This is a genomic window from Labrenzia sp. PHM005 (assembly GCF_006517275.1).
In the GTDB taxonomy this organism is placed as follows: domain Bacteria; phylum Pseudomonadota; class Alphaproteobacteria; order Rhizobiales; family Stappiaceae; genus Roseibium.
Genome location: NZ_CP041191.1, coordinates 2,883,984 through 2,901,508, shown reverse-complemented (window position 1 = coordinate 2,901,508; position 17,525 = coordinate 2,883,984). Strand labels below are relative to the sequence as shown.

Here is a 17,525-nt window from a genome sequence, read left to right as displayed (position 1 = left end):
AGTATTACTCCGAGCCAACAGCAGGGTAAAGCAGGTTGCACATCATTTAAGACTGGCGGCAGCCGTCAAACAACTCGCAAGCACCAATTGATCTCAGATTTAGAGTCAAAATCGGCTATCAGAGTTTCGATTGTGTTGTGCTCCATAAACCCATGCCCAACAATGCCTCCAATGCGAGAACTCGGCTGCATATCCCCTCGAACTCGACCAATAGCTGCTGCGCCAATTTCCAATTCAAGAGTAAAATCCGAACCTGGGTGGGTAAGGAAAACTCTGTTTTCTTCAATGTGCGCAGACACATATTCGCCACACTGAAAACGCAACTGTGCTTCCGCACATGGCATCGAAAGCATATCAGTGCAGGTGATCTCCAATTGTTTAGTGGAGCAGGTAAGTTGGCGAGTGATACGCAGACCTTCATATCCGTCGTGGCTACCAGATATTCTACAAGCGTCTTCTATCTCCGTACCATCCAGTCGTGCTAAGCCAGGAGAAATCGAGTACGGTTGGTTTGGAATAAATATGTTATTATGGGCTGCAGCTGAGCGCAAATAAGCTGGAATCGTATCTTTATACTCATGCGAAAAGAAGCTTGGATCGATGAGCCATTCCACGCCGTCGAAATAAAGGGTTACGGACAGATTATCCTCATGCTTGTGGGTGCTTGATATTGATGTTGCCAGCATTGTCAGCATGAAAGGTCGGTTTTCATGATTGGCTTTTACTATTGCATAACCTGTTGCGGGAAGTATCGTCACATCGGTTCGGCCATATGGGGTTTGCCCACGGGGATTTGAAACATTAAGATTTGGCCTACGGTAGGTATCACCCTGAGACACGAAGCAACGAGTATCAGGATAGCGGAAGAACTCCCCAAAGCCGCGCAGCTCCTCAGCGATGGACGGAAATATAGAGTCGCGCCGATCATTCAAAGCTAGATTCCCGGCGAATTCAATAATGCGCTGAACACCATTATGATAGCCAATGGAATTCTCGACGAATACTGCACGACCCTTTTCACGCTTAATTAGTTTAGCGAATTGGTCCTCCAACCTTGTATTCGCAATCTTCCCCCAACTCGGCGCACAAGGCCAGTCAGGAAAAGCTAGGCTGACCGCGAGCAAAACTAGATCTTGAAACCATGCATGGTTATGGTAGCGCGTAGATTGGTGGCTTGCATAAAAAGCCTCGGACGCAAGCAACTGCGCATGACGGAAGATCACACAGCTTATCTGGGCCATGAACCGATGATCAAATCCATGTTGCTGCCCGGCAGCATGGAGCTGAACCATGGCCAAGCAACGCTCGGCGGTGCCGTGATCGTACCAAGCGTATTTTAGGTTATCGTCGGGCTGGACATAACTGCGCTCGATCCACCCAGTGGCAAAATCCCGCGCGGCGAATAGTGCGCCAAGCTCTCCAAAGTCATGAGCGTACAGCATCAAAATTACTGCGGGATGCAGCGCGTGCCAGGAAAATTGGTACGTGCCAATCTCACACAACGCAGGAGGGACCGAGGTCGATGTCGGCCAATTAAGCATGACATTGCCGAGCAACGGGCATTTGCCAGTATTCATAAACTCTTGCGCCTGCGTTGAGTAGGATTGAAAACATTTGCGTTCATAGGTCTGGATAGCATCTAGCACACGCTCGGGCACAGGCTGACTGTTCGTTAACCAATCTTGCGAGGCCGCTTGGCTTTCTCTCCAGAGAGCCATCTCGGTGATATCCAGATACGCTGATGCTCCTGGCTTTCCTTTGATATATATCCGGATGTCGGAGATATCGCGGTCCTCCGGATGCACCCAGTTGTGGCTCCAACCCCAAGCTAAATCCTCGTGGCCAACCAATAGGTCAAACCAATGGTCCATTGCTGGATTGAATGCCTTCACATGCTGAAACGTGTGCTCCCACGAGTAACCAATGCAGATGTAATTTATACTTTCCCAACCGCGCAGGCGGATGCGAGCGCCAGTACCATTAGAAAGTTGCGCTTCCGGCAAGGCTAGCTTCAACTGATAACTGTCCGTTTCGCCGGTAAAGGCCGCCGAAACATGATCCCCAACATCCGTTACAACACCATTGCAAATCAAATCTGCCGCGAATAACCGATCAGCATTTTCCTGAGCAGTCGCGGTGTACCTCGATACGGATAACAGGTTCCTGTCCTGCAATTGAAGAGACGTTTGCTGAGAAGGTACAAAGTGAGTTTTTGCAATCTGAGTTGCTTCCTCCATTTATACTGCCTCATCTACGTCTTGGGGGGGGCTATCTTTTAGTAAGCGTAATTCTAACTCAACAATGCGATTAACGGAGCTTTGCTTCCGGACACGTTTCGCCGCTGCCTCGGACATAGCTAGAAACCGATCGCTATCGTAATAAAGAGTCTCAATGGCACTAGCTAGCTCAGCAGCATCCTCTGGTGCAGCCAAGAAGCCGCAAGTCTCATCCACAAACTCCGGAATTGCTGCAACATCTGATGTGACCGGCACCAAGCCAGATGACATAGCCTCATCGCGAGATACTCCTTGTGCATCCATTCTTGTAGGATTGAGGAACACGCCAAATCTTTTGTGCAACTGCGCAATCTCGGATTGCGTCAAGAACCTCTTGTCAATTTTGACATTACGCAAACCGATTAGCGGTTTGACAGTCTCGTCAAAAAGCACGCCATCTCCAACTATCTGAAATGTCATCTCTTTAAAAAATTCTTTTTCGCTGAGCAGTTTTATAGCAGCCACTGAAAGATCATTAGCGTACTTCAGTGAAGCAAAAGGCCTAATTGAAAGAACACGCTTCCTTTGCTCTTTGTCCTTCTCTATATAATTAAACAAACTATCGTCTATTGGATTATGTATAATTGAGTATTGATAGTCTTTTAATTTAATTTCCAAATCCTCCATTACTTCATTTGCAAAGTATGAAGAAACAAACACAAGGTGCAAGCCAATTGGGAAATCACCCAATACTTCTTGCCAAAACGCCACTCTGACAGAACTTTGCTCTTTTGCTGCTTCAAGGCTTTTTTGGTCAGTGAAGTTATATGAGCGCCGCCACCACGGCTGGATTTCCGAACCATGTATCCAAACTATCACGCGCAACCGATCAATGAATTTTTTGAGCACGTTCCACATTTCTGGCTCAAGGAAATGCACTACAACTCTTCTGTACCGCCCACTGGAAAGTGCGACTTCCAATTGTCGGGCAGAGCCGCTCATACAGTCGACGTTTTCAAACTCGTGGAAAGATGTATCTACATCCGGCCGGAAACGAAATACGTCAACATTCATTCCATTTTCTCTATAAGCCACCACTCGCTTGTGAACGAAGCCATTTCTATAAAGATCATCATTAGAAGGGTAATGGTTTGTCACCAAAAGGCAGTCAGTTTGAGGTATCGGTTCTACAGGCCGAGGCCGACGTTCCCCCAGAACCAAACCTCGCACATTGGCACTTCCGCTACCGTAAACACGAACACCAAATCGAAGCCAGGTTGTTCCCTCTGGTAGCTCGATCTGTTCGTTGCGATTTGCGGGAATGATCTCGTGCCCAAACCGCTCCTTTTTGTGGTCAAGGAAGAGAATGACCCAACGTAAGTTTAAGCCAGGTGTCACGTCGAAGTGGAGTTTCAACACACCGTTGGTTATGAGATCAGCAGGAGAATACTCCCGATTTTGGTAGATGTAGGTGTGTTTACCGTCTGCGAGCGTCGAGGTGATGGTCCAGGCGCTGTTCTCGACGTCCCACGTGACAGATCCCTCTTTTGGCGGAGCGTGCGCTGTGGCGATTTCCGAACCAGGAATGATTGTGCTATCGCCTTGCTCCGATACTAAAGGCGGTATCTGTTCTGCGTCCCTCAAGAGATCAGACACCGGCAACCCCAAACGCAGATCCTTGAGGTCGTCGACAAGTTCCATTATGGCAGTGTGGGCAGAATCATCCGTCGCGCCCATGCGACAGTAGTTGAATTCGTCAATGCTAAACAGGGTTCCACCGTATACATCCTTATGCTGAATGCCGGCAACCCAATCTAAAAGTTTAGCAGACTCAATCCTTCCTCTGCGGAAAATGGAGCAACGCACGGCAAGTTTTGATACTACTTTATAAGTGCTGCGGATATCAGGAGGAAATACTTCATTTTCCTTATAGGTAAAATATGAAGCCTTTCCGTAAACGTCTGCGTTTGCATATTTGGTAGCCAACATTAAGTCAGTAAGAAAGTTTGAGCCATAGTAATCATCTGGTGTAAATGAAGCGACATAATCGGTTTGTCCTACGGCGTCACCCACAGTTTGCATCGACGCCGCGTCCTGCAGCAAGACCTTCACCCGCCCGCCAGCGATTGCTTCTGCTGCGGATACCGCGGCAGCTTCGGCAACAATTACGAGCTTCGCCGCCGTATAATTCTGCCGTTTAAAGTGCTCCAGCAACGCTTTCGTTTCCGTCGCTGTTCTCGCTTGCCCGATCACTGTGACGTGAGGCAACAACTCATTGGTTGTTTTTATCCCAACCTTATCCACCACATACGCAAGCCTGTTGCCGTAGGTATGTTCCAAAAGCACTTTACGAAGGCCGGCAAGGCGGAAACGCCTAGCAATGCTTGGGCTTTCCTCAATCTCCTGAACGCGTCGAAGGACTTCTTTTCCGCTATCACTGGAGATCACGAGATCCCCGAACAATAGGCGAAGCCCCCGGGAGAAACTACTCACGGTCAATGTCGCTGACGCGAGCAACTCATAAACCCGCCTCGCGAACATCGTCTGAGACTGCTTGATCGAGTTCAGGTTTATCGCGTAACGGTAACCTTTGTAAGCGCGGTCAATCTGATCGAATGGCAGGGTACCGACAATAAAAGGATCATAGTCGACTGGAAACTGGTAGTTTGGATCGTCTTTTCCGTAATTCCGATCGAATATCTCAACTGGTCTGAAACTCGGCAGTTCTTCAATGTATTCTTCAAGGTCACGGGTACGTTCCGGATACTTAACATAATAGGCGCCCGCAAAGCAGAAGGCGTCCTTGCGGTCGTAAACTTCAATCGGGTTATGTATATTTGGCTGACAAGCAAACGGGAGAAGATATACTCTGTCGTGCCCGAGAGTCGCCTTGTAACGACCAATGCAATCAATGTCGGTGGTGAAGACGTAATCGAATTGCACCGCCGTCGTCAAAAAAGTCTCGAAGTGAACGGGGTCCTCTTTATTCCAGAAAACCGTTGGAATACCACGGCTTTTACACCAGCTTATAATGTCACGTACTTCGCTACTCAGATGTCCTACTTTGTTGCCCCACTTTTCGTCCTTTCCGCGCCAGGCAGATTCGATGAAGAGTATGTCAGGCGTGAATTCGCTGATCTCAATCTCCCAAGCTTCAGGTGTCAGTTGCTGCAGCTGGCACTCGGGAGCAAACGAGGCGTGGGTGAATTCATCCATGATACAAGCCATCCGCAGTTGGATAAACGGCTTGTCCACTACAAGCTTCGCAGCCGACGCTTGGCTATCCGGCTGATCTAGTCGTTTTTCAGAGCTAAACGCCAGCAGGGCGTCTAAGGCCCGCAGTTCGGACTTCGAAAAATTGATCCGGCCATGAAGGGGAACCAGAATTTCCTTAGCGGCTTCCAAAAGCCCACTTTTAAGTAAGTTGAAACCCATCCATTTCTCACGGAAAGGCTTTGGTTCTGCGGCGTGAGCTATCGAGGAGAGCAAGAGTGTACTGAAATCGTCGTCCGTAAAACGTTCCTTTGCCAGTTTCGTGCAGGCGGCAGCAATGTCTGATGGGCGCAGATCGAAGACTTCCAACAACTGTAACAACGCATGTGTCCATCTCAATTGACCATTCTTCAATATAGAAAGCTGTTTATGGCCAGTAGCTTTCAAGTCAGTTTCCTGCTGTGTCGCCCGTTGATACTTTATATTGGCAGCATCCAACTCGGCCTTTAACTCAGTTGCCTTTCCGCGCCATTCGTCAGTCTCAGCCTTCACCGTCTCAAGCTGCTTTACGCGCGCTGCAACTTCCACGTCTTTCTCGGAAAGCGCAGCGTCCTTAACTTTCAGTTCTGCCTCGGCCGCTGCCAATTGTTCGCGCATTCCAGAAAGGTCAGCCCGCGCTTTCTCAAGCTCGATCGCTAATTCCACACGGCTCTTCTTGGTATCTGCAGCAGCGGCCTCAGATGTTTCAAGCTTAGGCATTTTAGGAATCCTGCTCATTTACCAATTTGTCCTTGTCCTTCGGTTCAGCTTTCGCTGCCGACAACTGGTCATGCAATTCGCAGAGATCGGACTCAACTTTTTCATTTTGTTGCACTAGAGCCGCATTGCGCTGTTGTTCTGCGCCCAATTCGGCATGCACCTGTTTAATTTGCCGCGCCTGTATCACTATCTCTGTTTCTTTTTCTTCAAGAAGGGCAAGTCGTTGGACGTCTTCGGCTCTCGCTGCAGCAAATTCCTGCTGCATCTGATCACAACGCGCAGAATTTTTTTTTGAGGTCCCCGGACATCATTTTCAAACTTGCAACTCGATTGGCAACTTTCTGCTCGCTCAGACTAAGTGTTTTTCGGCTTGAATAAGCTTGCGCTTAAGGTATTTCACCTCTTCAATTCGACTCCCACGACTCAACTGTAAATCTGAGAGGCGCCTCTCGGCCGTCCGAAGTTCTGCCTCCCGCGCCTCTACAATTTGTTGAAACTCTTCTACTTTTTCTTGTATTCCAATAAAGCCTCTGTGACCCTGGCCAATTGCTCACGGGTTGTAGATATTTCTTGAAGCGCAGCAGCCAACGCTTCTGACTTTTCGACTAGGCTTTCATTTAGGGAACTGATTGCGCTTTGCGCCTGGTCCAGTTCATTCAGAAGTTTTTCTTTTGCTTGACGTTCGTCATCTATATGTTTGTGTAGGGTGACTTGTACCGCATGCGATGCTTCTTCCGTTAGACTGAGCAAGTTCTCATCAAGCAATATGTCTTTGCTTTCTTGCGCATCGATACCGGAACTATCTTTTAAATCTTTTCGAAGCACCGCGCGGATGTATCCATCAACCACTTCAAGATGCTCAATGTCACCATGACTTGTCAGCAGGTCACGGACGTCACTTAGATAAAATGTATGCTTGTGATCTCGGTCAGGAAACACACCGAATGGCGTAGTCAATATAAGGACACCGCCATCAGCTAGATGGTATACAGCCGTCTTAATAAATTTTCGGATGTTGCTTGCGTGTTCTATAACCTCACCCAAGATGACTGTATCGAATACAGTATCTGTCTCATCCTGGAATAGACTCACATTTCGAAACTGAACGCGCTCTCGGATAGCTTCCGCTTCCTGTTCCAGCAATTGATCAGCGTAGGCTATAGCTTCCGGATTGATATCAATTCCAACCGCGCGAAAGCCCTCACGCCCCAAAAGGATCGGGACTATGCCTTCACTTGTGCCGACATCAAGAACATTGGCCCCAACAACTCGAGACGTGATCCAGTGAATGCGCCTGCGTGCCTTGTCAATCGTCGACGCTCCGCCCCATAGCCCCATATAGGCCTGCGCGATCCGATCCCGTGCTAGGCCAAGTTTGGATCCATCGTTCATTTTCTTTAGACCAGTGACGGTTTTCGTATTGGTCAGCGCGCCCTTGGTCATAACTCATCAAATCCAATGAAACTTGGCTCAAGCCCGCAGCCACGGCCATTTAATATAGGTTAAGCGGAAGCGAAAACTCACTTACCAATACCGACGAATTACTCCGCGGCCTCAACGTATGTGTGCAATAGAGTTGGCGCAGGTTTATCCTTACAGGCACGATATTGAGGCCAAATGCCCCTGCTATCGTAAACACGCTTGCCTTGCAGCAGAGACAAATCGAGCTCTTTGAATGCCTGATGGTCGACCAATAGAACGATCGTTTCGCATTGTCGCAAAGCATCAGGCAGTGACGACTGCATCACACCCTTTTGTATGAGTGACGATGGGAGTGCCTCAACATTTGGCTCAACAGCAAGCAACTGGCCAATTCCAGCATCCGCCATCTCCTCAACAACCTGAATAGCCGGGCTTTCGCGGAGATCATCGGTATCTGCTTTATACGCAAGACCGAGACAGGCAATTTTATCGCCGGGCTGTACCATTGCGGCCACTTTATCAACCACGTATCCAGGTTTGCTGTCATTCACTTCCCGGGCTGTTTGCATGAGGGGCGCAAGCCCGTCTGCCGCGTGAACGATAAACCATGGATCGACTGCAATACAGTGGCCGCCAACACCTGGCCCCGGATTGAGAATGTTCACGCGGGGGTGATGATTAGCCAGATCAATGACTTCCCATGCATCGATGCCAAAATGGTCGCAGACCTTTGACAATTCGTTTGCAAATGCAATGTTGACGTCTCTGTACGCATTTTCAGTCAGCTTCACCATCTCGGCCGTTCGGCCTGTCGTTGGAACCAGTTTACCGCGAGCAAAACTGCTGTAGAGCGCTGTTGCCGCCATGATCGAGTTTTCGGAAAGGCCGCCGATTATCCGATCATTTTCGACCAATTCAGTCATCATACGACCTGGAATAATCCGCTCCGGGCAATAGGCAACAAGCATATCCGCTGCTTCACCAACCTCGTGTGGCCATTTCAGATCCGGGCGCGCCGCGGCCAATTTGCTCGCCATCATTTCAACGGTTCCAACAGGAGATGTCGACTCCAAGATGATCAAATCGCCTGATTTCAGCACTGGAGCAATCGAGTTGGCCGCAGCCTCGATATAGCCGAGGTATGGAACGTTGCCTTTAGAGACGGGAGTGGGGACAGCGATTATGAAGGCATCAGCGGCTTCCGGCGAATTCACAGCTCGCAAATTCCCACTTTGAACACCGTCCGCAACCATGGAGTTTAATTCTGGTTCAAAGAAATGAGCGCGCCCTTCGTTTATTGCAGTTACGGCCGTGTTGTTAATGTCTACACCGACTACATTTTTGCCAGAAGATGCAAGAATGGCCGCTGTCGGCAAACCAATGTATCCAAGTCCAATTACGCTTATCGTATTCAATTCATGTAACATGCCCAATTTCCTCAACTACTAACTAAATATCGGATTCAAGCGGCATCTGTTTGGTCAGCTGCGATATGCAATCGCAGTGTGTCTGCGATGCGTTTGCTCGCCTGACCGTCGCCGTATGGATTTTGTGCTTGAGCCATTTGTCGGTACTGCACAGGATCATTGAGCAGTGCAGTTACTCTCTGAATTATCGTATCTTTCGAAGAACCCACGAGCTCGGCGCAACCCGCTTGAATGCCTTCCGGCCTTTCTGTGACATCTCGCATCACCAATACAGGCTTCCCCAGACTTGGAGCTTCTTCTTGCACCCCGCCTGAGTCCGATAACAATAGATATGCACGATCCATCAGATGAACGAACTTGCGGTACTCCTGAGGATCAGTTAGCAGAATGTTTGGTCGATCCTTGATGATCTCGAAAACCGGTCCGCGAACACGCGGATTTAGGTGAACAGGATACAGAAAACCTACGTCAGCATGATTATCTGCCAAGGTTGAGATGGCATGGCAGATCTCTTGAAATCTTTCGCCGAAATTCTCACGCCGGTGGCCGGTAATCAAAACGTACCGCTCATGCTGTGTCAGGAAATCTGAAACTTCATAAGTCAAGTTAGGCGGCGTCTGCCGCACCGATGCAGCTGTTTGCAAGAGAGCATCGATGCCAGTATTGCCGGTTACCACAATTTTTGCCTCTTCGATGCCCTCTTCAGACAAATTGGCGGCAGCACCGTGAGTTGGTGCAAAATGCCGATCAGTAACCAAACTAGCAACGCGCCTGTTAAGCTCCTCGGGATACGGTGCGAGCATGTCGTGACTCCGCAATCCAGCTTCTACATGTCCGACTGGAATGCCCCGATAGAAAGCGCAAAGCGCTCCCACCATCACTGTCGTCGTATCACCTTGAACCAATACCCAGTCCGGCTTCAGCTCTGCTAGCACTTCATCGACTTTTTGAAACAGACGGCTGCTTAGGGAAGCAAGCGTCTGGTTGGGCTGCATTACGGCAAGATCAATATCTGCTTCAATATTGAAGTCTGCGAGCGCCCGCTCCAGCATCTCGCGATGTTGACCAGTGGAGACGAGCGTGCATCGGAAATCTTCAGAACTTCGAAGAGCCTGTACCACTGGGGCCATCTTAATACCCTCAGGACGGGTCCCAACGAAGACGACAACATGAACCATAATTTCAAACCTTTTGTTTCTCAATAAATTTCCCCAAAAAACAGCAAGTAAATATGCACCTTTACTATTTTCCTTGCCATTATAAAGAAAATTGTTTTCTAATTTCGCTCCACTTACTTACACGCAACCATTCATCAACACTGCACTTAGTATTCCAGATGATGGTCAGTCACCCGTTGCTACCAAATGACCCGACCAAGCAACTTTTTTATCAGAGATTTATCACATTTTTGCGATGCAACCGCCGACCAAATGGAAGTGCTTCAGGTCAATCTGCCCCTTCATTTCGATCAATACTTATCGAGGTTGATTTTGCCATCCAGGATCTGCCGATCGTAAGTGGCGGACGGTTTGCTCACGGCGACTTGTGGTTTAGCCTCGACCGCAATCAGGTTGGGGGAGCGCGCATCAGAATGCGAATGCCGCAGGCCAGCCATCTCACTCTTCCATCCTGCCATCAACGCCCTATTCACTTTTCCATACAGGATATCCCCACCGCCCTCGAGCACTGACCGACAGAGCGCATAGATGGTACATTCTAAAACGCCAACAACTCCAGAACTTGCACCTGAAAGCCGTGGATCTTTGCAATCCGGATCAGCCAGATTCATTTCAGAACCGCTACGGAATTGCCCGGCAAGCTTCGATTGAGCAAAGATGAATGATCTACGCATGACCCTCAATCAATGTGACTCTGAAATTGTTGATTTCGCTTAGTATTAATTTTTTATTAAACAGATAAGAATCCTTTTTGCAACCATTACTTGATATATTGTGAGCTAAACTAAAAACAGGCTTAACTTCTATTCAAGGCTCCTTTCCTCGCAATCTTGAGTGCTGGCGTTTAAAGAAGTCATGATGAGATCTGCGGCTGATTTCCAGCGGAAACCGATTGCAGTATTGAATCTGGTGTTTCCAGTTAAGCTACGGCCGAGGGCATAAGGAACAAACGTTCGATGTCTAAATCTACTATCAATTCTAACTGATCGGCAGCTTGGATGTAGAAGGGGAGCGGAACAGGTAGAGCCTCTGCCGAAGAGCCGATTGCCATATCACGGGTATTTAGCTCGAAACATCTCTTCCACCAGCTGTATTGCCTCCGGGGCTAATCAGAATAATTACAATCAGTTCTTTCCACCACACTTATTGAGTGACACAATAAACATAGTCACACACCCAAAAAGTCACAATTTCGCAATGCTTTAAGCGAATTTCCGCTGTTGGCTAACCGTTTTTGAAACTGTATCCGCCAATCGGTTGTAGTCAAAAAAGTCGACCAAATATCCGTTCTTGCCGTGTTCAATAAATTCCTGCACAGGAGCAGTGTTAGATGCAACAACCGGAGTTTGACAAGCAAGCGCCTCCCGCAAAGACCATGAGACAACAAAGGGTGTGGTTAAATAGACATGGCAACTCGATACTTGAAACAACTCTGTTAAATTCTTTCTATCCAACCATCCGACCATATGCAATCTTTTCAGATCTATTTTATCTCTGACTTCGCCTAAATATTTATCACGATATGCCTGCCCATTCGGCAAAGGCGGGTCGTAGGCCGTTGCCGCTTTGCCAACGATCACAACATGCGCGTCGGGCGCCAACGCCATCAGGCGCGGAAGAGATCGCATAAGAATATGTATTCCGCGTGTCGGTTCGAGGGCCCTGGCGCAATAGCTGATCACCCGATCCCTTTTGGTAAACTCAATGCCATCGAGTTTGAAAACAGCGTTTGGGTCCGGCTTGTTGAGATCGCGGTCGATTTCATCCGGCACGATCCGGATCTTATGCCGGTACTCCTCAGGCAGTCTCGAAAACTGCCACTTGGTGGGCACAATCCCCTCATCACAATCATGAAGAGCCATCAAGGCAACGGCATTTCTGGCTTTGCTGCGCCGTAGGATCTCGGCCTCGGGCTGGCGAAACTCCGGATCGAAGTTCATCGCGCCATCCTTCAAGCCATAAAAATACTCGAAGAACGTCACGATGCGCGCGTTCGGGAACACCCCTCGCAAAAACAGGCTTTCGCCGTATCCGTAATAGGCGACAATCGTATCCGGGTAATAGCCACGCTGTTTGAGTTTCAAAGCGGCTTTTTCAACTTCCTGGCCGGTCGATATCGCGGTGTTAAATTCGGCGCAAAGAGGATCGACTGGCGCGCCATTTGCCGGATTTCCATAGAGTTCGTGCACGGCGCCTTTTGGCACATCGGCCAGCCCAAAACTGACATTTGACAGCAGCAAGATATCCGTGTCGGGCCGGCTCAGTTCCCTAGAAATTTGTTGTCGAAATTGCCCCGGCAATTTGGGCTGAACAAACAATACAGACCGACGCATCTAATCCTCTTGAAATTATTGAAACAATTTGCGACTGACTATTGTCAATTGAATACAACTTGACTGTAATATTGCCCTGTCAAACACCGGATCGATGGCTATTTAGACATAATCCGGGCCATTTCTAAAGAGCACTTATCACCAACTCCAAACAGGTTTAAGTCATGAATCAAATTAGTGAATTTAAAGGGAAAATAGACAACTTAAGTGCTTCTTCGGTCGCAGGTTGGGCCCAATATGAAAACACGTCTTCCGGACCGGTTGAACTTGAGGTTTTTTATGCCGACGATCACCTTGGAGATGTGACAGCAAATGAGGCCCGCCCGGACCTGAGCCGAGCTGGCAAAGGAGAATGCGCCTTTACCTTTTCATTGCCTAATTTGGATGATTTTAACCCGGATGACTTGAGTGTGATAGTGAAAGGGTCAGATACCCCGTTGCCCCGGTCCTGGTCGCCCAATCTTGCCAACACACGGGAAGTCCGGAACGAACTGGCTGAACTTACCGAGACCGTCAAACTGACTCGCAAGGTATTGCTGGCGGCCTCAAGCCGGAATGAGCGCGCGTTGGTCGGCATGGCCGAAACGGTTGAAAAGGTGACACCGCGCCAGCTCAACGAAACACTCAACACGCTTTCCTATCAGCTGATGCAATCAGACACGGTGCTCAAGACGCTAAAGACCTCGTCCGACGAGACGGATGTCAAACTCCTGGCGATCATGAAACTGGTTCGATCGAACGCTTTTTATGCCAAATTAAATACAGGCCTGCTTGCGGCCTTGGTCTGCCTGCTGGGTTTCATTCTCGCCGGTCAACTGGGACTTGTTGTCCCAATGCAATAATTGTCCGGATTACCTGCGGCGAATTCGCGTGCCGCCGACTTTCTTCACCGTTATGAGGGAGGACAAGAGGACCTTGTTCGCTTCCACCAACCACTCCTTCACAGCAGCGATGAGCCGCGCCCGCGATGCCAACGGAAGGCTCCCCAACGGTAGATCTTCCAGCGGCGTGCTGACGATCTTATCGAGGGAATAGTTCAGCGAAAACAGGACCGGCAATCCCTTTGCTCTCAAAGTGGGAAGATCTTTTACCTTTGCCTTGGAAGTTTCAACCATTGCGAACAAAAGTTTGTATTCGGGAATACTCTCAAGATCGTCGACATCCCCGTCCTTGTTGACTTTCAGGAGATGAATTTTCGCAGCCGGCAGCAGCTGCCGCGCGGATTTTAGAACCCTGATCGCACCATTCAAAGCTTCCCGGTCTGCCGTCACCGGAACAATAATCGAAAGGCCCTTGCCCTTATAATATTGCTCAAGAGCAATACTTTCGGCCCATTCTGAAAACCCGGCCCAGGCTTGTGCGCCGAAATCGACAACAAACGACTTATCGCCCAGGAGTTTTTCCAATAGTGGATCCCAGGACATGACGCCGTCTTCCAAATCACCGGAACTATCAGCGTTTAGGCCTATCGAGTTGGTTTCCACGCGGTCAGCACCAAACAAGGACCGCATTTTGGGCTGGTTGTCATACTCAATAATATCTGGTCTTAGTCCGTTGGCATCAAGCGCGAGTACACAGAACTGCGCGACCAAAGACTTTCCAACACCGCCTTTATCATTTGCTATAAATACCTTGATCACTTGCAATCCCCCGAAAAACTCAAAACTGACCAATTGCTGGACGAGATAAACTTAAAACTACACTTTGATATTTCGTCTCCCCCGGATTGTAAAATGTTTAAACATGTTCCCGAGGCAGCTTTGTTCATGTTTGGTTACTTTCAAGTCTGGAAATCCGAGGATTGGCAGGTAGCCGGAAAAATAGCCCGGTCCAAACCGCCACCAATGGTCCCAGACTTCATTGCCTTTTGAAGGAGCCAACCAGACAATCGGTGCGCTGTCTGACCGGTCCAACGGCGCCAGCAACTGCTCGGTGACAATTATTTCCTGACGCGCCAGGCTGGCAAATTGCTGCAAGCGCAGCTGCAGATCTCTCAAGTGCAACAGCACACCACCCAAAACGACGAAGTCGAATGTGGCGCCAGCTTCAACCAGGTCGTCCACGGTTCCATAGATGACTTGTATTTTTGATGTCAGCTTGCCGTGGCAATACCAAAAACCGTTGACAATTTGGTCCAAATGCCTGCGCCGATCAGCCAGGATTTGATCCCAGTTTTCCAAATCGATCCTGGGTACCAAATCCCCGACATCAGAATGCGGTAACTCCAAACAGGTCACTGTTGCGCCGTGCTGTTCCATGAAAAAAGCAAGGTGACCCGTCGCAGGTCCTACCTCCAGAACCGTTTTTCCCTCCAGATCAACTCCGCCGAGGTACGCCCGTTCGCGGCCTCTGAGATCAACGTGCCCCCAGACGGTCTCACTGTTCGGCAAATCGATCGTGTGGTAGAAGACACAGCTCTCCAGGTCGTCGACTTGTTTTGGTGCTGCGTAGAGGTCAGAAATATTCATTCGGCGCATTCATGCTGCTGGAAACACCTTGGTGCCGTCCAAAGAGTTATTCTAGGTTTGATAGTCGAAAAACTTGAGTGCCGGGGTTAATAGCTCCTGGAACCGGGCGCCCTCCTCTTCAGTGACCTCACTTTGCCACCGGCCCACTGATGTCTCAGAAGATCCAGCTGTCCGATGCCGGTTTACCTCCGGAGTGTCTTTTGCCAAAGCGTTGGTCATGAGTTCAAGGTTGTGCTCCGAGCCCTCCAAATCCAACTGCTGCATGAGCTTCGTTAAGGCGTCGGCTGGGCGGATCGCGATGTCTTCATATTTTGCCAAGACGACATCTTCCATTTTCGCAACCGTCATGAGTGCGGTCGCCGAGCGGGCCAATGCATCGACATAGTCAATGTCCTTGGCGACCGCCTCCCGTCCAAAAGCATTGAAGCCGCGCTTGTCATTGAAGGATAAAACAGATCGATAGACATCACGAAAGTCCCGCACCAACAACACAACTTTCGAGCCCGGATAAAGTTCCCTCAACAAATTGAGCCAAGCAATGTGCGGGATACATTTTTCTGCATATGCCCGGGCTGTTTTTTTCCGGCGGGATGCAAGTTCTTGATAAAATGATGTGACCTGGCGCCGGCAATGGGCGATGTTTTGAGTGCCGAGCGTTTTGTCCATCACATCGATGATATCCCCATCTGGCCGCAAATAGGCGTTGGATGCCAGTTTGGCGGAATGGGCAAATGCCTCGAGCTGCGGATCAAAAAAGTCGGCAGGCTCCGTCAAGGTCTTTGCTATCCGTGCGTATTGCTGGGATACACGAGTTTCAAAGGGATGGCGCTCATATGCAACGACATCCGGATGCGCGGCGAGCGCCGACATCATCATCGTCGATCCGGACCGGCCCAGGCTCACTACATAAATGCCCGGCAACCCCTCAGCTGCTTGCTCCAAAGAGTGTCTTTCCAGTTCAATCGTGGCGACCGGTGTCCGCCAATTGTTCTCACCGATCAACTGGAATGAAATGAGGGTCTTCCCTGTTGATCCGAGCAGATTGACAACGGCGCTCAGATCATAGCGCCAGCGCCCTTTGCATTCAGTCACTTCAACGGGCCAGGTGCGAAGCGGCTGGTTCGATGCGGCGACCTGCAATTGAACCTTCGGCGGTCCCTCGCCAACAACATGCCCTCTGATCAAAAAGGCATTGCCAGACCTTGTTGTATCTTTCGCCGGAATCTTCAGCTCATGCGAAAAACTTTCCGGAAGATGAAAACTGAGGTTACGGACGGTCGTTGAGAACATCTCGGTAGACCTCCATATATGCATTCAAACAGTCCGGCATCGACGTAGAGTTGTCAGACGTCTTGTTCAGATCCCGAACGCCGGATGCTACCTCAATCATCAATTTGGCCAAGGCTCCGGCATTGCCACATGGAAAATGAAAGCCATCTTGACCTGGCAGCACACGCTCCGCCATTCCGCCGATGTCTGAACACAAGATTGGACGGCGCGCAATCTTGGCTTCCTGAACAGTCAGTGGATCGTTCTCCCACCAAATCGAGGGGATGATCACCCAGCGGACGCCCTGCATCAAACGAATGACATCCTGCCTTTGATAGTCGCCAAAAAAGCTGACATTCTCGGTCAGATTAGTCCGGTAGTTCGCGATCGTGTCTTTATGGTCTTCCGGCGCGAACCTGTCGCTTCCGTAGACGACCGCCGTCAAGTGCTGGTCAGTCTGAGCAAGAGCCAACTCCATTGCTTTCAGAAATACCTGAACACCTTTGGGTTCGTTCAGATGCCCAAAAAAGCCGAAATCATATGATGGCTCGACGGTTTCCGGCAACGCAGGCGCCACGGTCGATAGCGGATATCCGTTGTGAATGACCCTAATTTTTTCTGCCGAGATGCCCCAATCAACAAAAACTGATTTGAGGAACGCGGAGGGCGAGACAAACTCATCCACTGCCTTTAGGGCCGTTCTGATGGACTGTTCCCGCAAGGCAAGATTGACAACAGACTCTTTGGGAAATTCCCGCTGCCAATAGGTTGGACTTGTGGATTCTGCGATTTTGCCCTGGGACGTCAGCATCAAACCCTCATTTGCGCAAATGAGGTAATAGTCATGCAGTGTCATGATGACTTTTGCGCCTGGAACACTGTTTTTGACAACCGCGAACGCCTCAATTCCAAACAACAAAACATGATGGAAATGAACCACATCCGGCTTCAGGTCGGTGAGCAACCTGCCAAACTCGCTCAAAAAACCATATGTATCTGATTGACTGAGCGAAAATGGAATAAAGTGGCCACCGGATATGACAAAATCGGCAGCATGGTCCGGCTCTGCTACAAAAGACGTTCCGGGATGCGGGGTTCGGTGCTGTTTCAGGGCTGCCGCCAGAAAGTGGGATTTAACTCCTTCGACCTGATCCAATTCACCAGACAGTTCCTTTGCAAAAATCTCGGTCCCCCCCGCATGAAAAGCCGGATGGTTGTGGGCCAGATGTAAAATTTTCAA

Annotated in this window: 13 protein-coding genes; 1 reads left to right on the top strand and 12 read right to left on the bottom strand. The window is 49.4% G+C overall.

The window, feature by feature from the left end:
- Positions 1 to 65 precede the first annotated feature (65 nt).
- The 8 genes from FJ695_RS12990 to FJ695_RS12955 form a co-directional block, all read right to left on the bottom strand.
- Positions 66 to 2,237 (bottom strand): heparinase II/III family protein, encoded by a 2,172-nt coding sequence (locus FJ695_RS12990; RefSeq protein WP_141185848.1) that lies wholly within the window; start codon positions 2,235 to 2,237, stop codon positions 66 to 68.
- On the bottom strand, positions 2,238 to 6,188 hold the full coding sequence (locus FJ695_RS12985; protein WP_168206355.1) for a glycosyltransferase: 3,951 nt from the start codon (positions 6,186 to 6,188) through the stop codon (positions 2,238 to 2,240).
- A 1-nt stretch (position 6,189) separates the two neighbouring features.
- Complete coding sequence (locus tag FJ695_RS12980; RefSeq protein WP_141185846.1) at positions 6,190 to 6,453, bottom strand: hypothetical protein; 264 nt, start codon at positions 6,451 to 6,453, stop codon at positions 6,190 to 6,192.
- Positions 6,454 to 6,689: 236 nt separating this feature from the next.
- Positions 6,690 to 7,631, bottom strand: a complete 942-nt coding sequence (locus FJ695_RS12975) for a bifunctional 2-polyprenyl-6-hydroxyphenol methylase/3-demethylubiquinol 3-O-methyltransferase UbiG (protein WP_141185845.1) — start codon at positions 7,629 to 7,631, stop codon at positions 6,690 to 6,692.
- A gap of 98 nt (positions 7,632 to 7,729) precedes the next feature.
- A complete protein-coding gene (gene wecC / locus FJ695_RS12970) occupies positions 7,730 to 9,037 on the bottom strand; it encodes a UDP-N-acetyl-D-mannosamine dehydrogenase (RefSeq protein ID WP_141185844.1) in 1,308 nt (435 codons plus the stop codon).
- Positions 9,038 to 9,072: 35 nt separating this feature from the next.
- Positions 9,073 to 10,215 carry a non-hydrolyzing UDP-N-acetylglucosamine 2-epimerase gene (wecB, locus tag FJ695_RS12965; RefSeq protein ID WP_141185843.1) on the bottom strand — a complete coding sequence of 381 codons (1,143 nt, stop codon included), beginning with the start codon at positions 10,213 to 10,215 and terminating at the stop codon, positions 9,073 to 9,075.
- A gap of 290 nt (positions 10,216 to 10,505) precedes the next feature.
- A complete protein-coding gene (locus FJ695_RS12960) occupies positions 10,506 to 10,889 on the bottom strand; it encodes a hypothetical protein (RefSeq protein WP_141185842.1) in 384 nt (127 codons plus the stop codon).
- Between the two features lie 528 nt (positions 10,890 to 11,417).
- Positions 11,418 to 12,548, bottom strand: a complete 1,131-nt coding sequence (locus tag FJ695_RS12955; protein WP_141185841.1) for a glycosyltransferase — start codon at positions 12,546 to 12,548, stop codon at positions 11,418 to 11,420.
- Positions 12,549 to 12,712: 164 nt separating this feature from the next.
- Here FJ695_RS12955 and FJ695_RS12950 point away from each other — a divergent pair, with 164 nt between their 5' ends.
- Positions 12,713 to 13,390, top strand: coding sequence for a hypothetical protein (locus FJ695_RS12950; RefSeq protein WP_141185840.1), 678 nt, complete (start codon positions 12,713 to 12,715; stop codon positions 13,388 to 13,390).
- 9 nt (positions 13,391 to 13,399) lie between these two features.
- On the opposite strand, the gene FJ695_RS12945 is transcribed toward FJ695_RS12950, so the two are convergent.
- The 4 genes from FJ695_RS12945 to FJ695_RS12930 are packed head-to-tail and all read right to left on the bottom strand — an operon-like array spanning position 13,400 to position 17,525.
- Entirely contained in the window at positions 13,400 to 14,188 is a 789-nt protein-coding gene (locus FJ695_RS12945; protein WP_141185839.1) for a hypothetical protein, read from the bottom strand.
- A 57-nt stretch (positions 14,189 to 14,245) separates the two neighbouring features.
- Positions 14,246 to 15,016: a bifunctional 2-polyprenyl-6-hydroxyphenol methylase/3-demethylubiquinol 3-O-methyltransferase UbiG gene (locus tag FJ695_RS12940; protein ID WP_168206354.1), complete on the bottom strand. Its 771-nt coding sequence runs from the start codon at positions 15,014 to 15,016 to the stop codon at positions 14,246 to 14,248.
- A 51-nt stretch (positions 15,017 to 15,067) separates the two neighbouring features.
- A complete protein-coding gene (locus FJ695_RS12935) occupies positions 15,068 to 16,306 on the bottom strand; it encodes a sulfotransferase (RefSeq protein ID WP_168206353.1) in 1,239 nt (412 codons plus the stop codon).
- On the bottom strand, positions 16,284 to 17,525 hold the full coding sequence (locus FJ695_RS12930; protein WP_141185836.1) for a glycosyltransferase family 4 protein: 1,242 nt from the start codon (positions 17,523 to 17,525) through the stop codon (positions 16,284 to 16,286). The genes FJ695_RS12935 and FJ695_RS12930 overlap by 23 nt, the downstream gene beginning before the upstream one ends.

Coding starts and splice junctions, on each gene's coding strand:
- FJ695_RS12990 (WP_141185848.1), bottom strand. CDS start 2,237: ATGGAGGAAGCAACTCAGATTGCAAAAACTCACTTTGTACCTTCTCAG.
- FJ695_RS12985 (WP_168206355.1), bottom strand. CDS start 6,188: ATGCCTAAGCTTGAAACATCTGAGGCCGCTGCTGCAGATACCAAGAAG.
- FJ695_RS12980 (WP_141185846.1), bottom strand. CDS start 6,453: ATGCAGCAGGAATTTGCTGCAGCGAGAGCCGAAGACGTCCAACGACTT.
- FJ695_RS12975 (WP_141185845.1), bottom strand. CDS start 7,631: ATGACCAAGGGCGCGCTGACCAATACGAAAACCGTCACTGGTCTAAAG.
- wecC (WP_141185844.1), bottom strand. CDS start 9,037: ATGTTACATGAATTGAATACGATAAGCGTAATTGGACTTGGATACATT.
- wecB (WP_141185843.1), bottom strand. CDS start 10,215: ATGGTTCATGTTGTCGTCTTCGTTGGGACCCGTCCTGAGGGTATTAAG.
- FJ695_RS12960 (WP_141185842.1), bottom strand. CDS start 10,889: ATGCGTAGATCATTCATCTTTGCTCAATCGAAGCTTGCCGGGCAATTC.
- FJ695_RS12955 (WP_141185841.1), bottom strand. CDS start 12,548: ATGCGTCGGTCTGTATTGTTTGTTCAGCCCAAATTGCCGGGGCAATTT.
- FJ695_RS12950 (WP_141185840.1), top strand. CDS start 12,713: ATGAATCAAATTAGTGAATTTAAAGGGAAAATAGACAACTTAAGTGCT.
- FJ695_RS12940 (WP_168206354.1), bottom strand. CDS start 15,016: ATGAATATTTCTGACCTCTACGCAGCACCAAAACAAGTCGACGACCTG.
- FJ695_RS12935 (WP_168206353.1), bottom strand. CDS start 16,306: ATGTTCTCAACGACCGTCCGTAACCTCAGTTTTCATCTTCCGGAAAGT.